The sequence below is a fragment of the Williamsia sp. Y712 genome (genome assembly GCF_059445525.1).
The window spans coordinates 1-1337 of the sequence record NZ_JCAIUN010000006.1; the positions used below are offsets into that span (position 1 = coordinate 1).

General features: G+C 59.5%; 1 protein-coding gene and 1 pseudogene. Both read right to left on the bottom strand.

What is annotated here, in order from left to right:
* Positions 1–199: pseudogene (locus AC1D75_RS27055) on the bottom strand (cytochrome ubiquinol oxidase subunit I); the annotation flags it as partial.
* 146 nt (positions 200–345) lie between these two features.
* Positions 346–1337: cytochrome c oxidase subunit I (locus tag AC1D75_RS27060; RefSeq protein WP_495518436.1), on the bottom strand; the 992-nt coding region annotated here is incomplete at its 5' end.

Sequence of the window (1337 nt, forward strand, 5' to 3'; positions counted from 1 at the left end):
TGAGCTCGGCGCGCATCAACAGCGCCATCAAACCGCCGATGAGAAAAAACGCAAAACAGGCGACCAGATACATTATGCCGATCAACTTGTGATCGGTGGTCGTGAGCATTTTGTAGAGGAACGTCCCCTTGAGCCCCGTGCGCTGGGGGTAAGGCCGCACCGGCACAACCGAGGTCGTGGGCTTGTCTACCGCGGTCACGGGATCCCCCTACCTGCAGGTCGGCCGCGACGTCCAACGATCCTTGATCAGTGACCGCGACTCACGAGCTCGGCACGATTCTTGGATCTGATCGTAAACCCAAACGACGACAGAAACCGGCCATCTCCTACGAACCGTAGGAGGTCTCAGCTCGGATCCGGATCCGAAGACGCCTCGTGGGTGCCGACCGTCAGTGCATCGCGACGCGCTTTCTCCGCGTGGTCGCTGGTCTTCCCGTGGCCAAGGCCGACATGTGCCTCGTCGCGCATGCGATCGATCATGTGCGGGTAGTGCAGTTCGAAAGCGGGCCGCTCCGACCGAATCCGGGGAAGCTCGGTGAAGTTGTGCCGCGGCGGCGGGCAGCTGGTGGCCCATTCGAGCGAGTTGCCAAATCCCCACGGATCATCGACCGTGACAACCTCGCCGTAACGGTAACTTCGGAACACATTCCACAGGAATGGCAGCGTCGAGACACCGAGGATGAACGCACCGATCGTCGAGACCACGTTCAGCTCGGTGAATCCATCGGTACTCAGATAGTCGGCGTAACGACGCGGCATGCCCTCACCGCCAAGCCAGTGCTGCACCAGGAACGTCATATGAAAACCGATGAACGTCAACCAGAAGTGGATCTTGCCCAAACGCTCGTCGAGTAGCCGTCCGGTCATCTTCGGGAACCAGAAGTAGATGCCCGCGTATGTGGCGAACACGATGGTTCCGAAGAGCACGTAGTGGAAATGCGCGACCACGAAGTAGCTGTCCGAGACGTGGAAGTCGAGCGGTGGGCTCGCCAGGATCACACCGGTCAGACCACCGAACAAGAACGTGATGATGAACCCGACCGAGAACAGCATCGGCGTCTCGAAGGTCAGATGACCCTTCCACATCGTGCCGATCCAGTTGAAGAACTTCACACCGGTTGGCACTGCGATGAGGAATGTCATGAACGAGAAGAACGGCAACAGCACCGCACCGGTGGCGTACATGTGGTGTGCCCACACCGTCACCGACAGCGCCGCGATCGACAGCGTGGCGAAGACCAGACCGCTGTAACCGAAGATCGGTTTGCGGCTGAAGACCGGGAAGATCTCCGAGACGATGCCGAAAAACGGCAGCGCCACGATATACACCTCGGGAT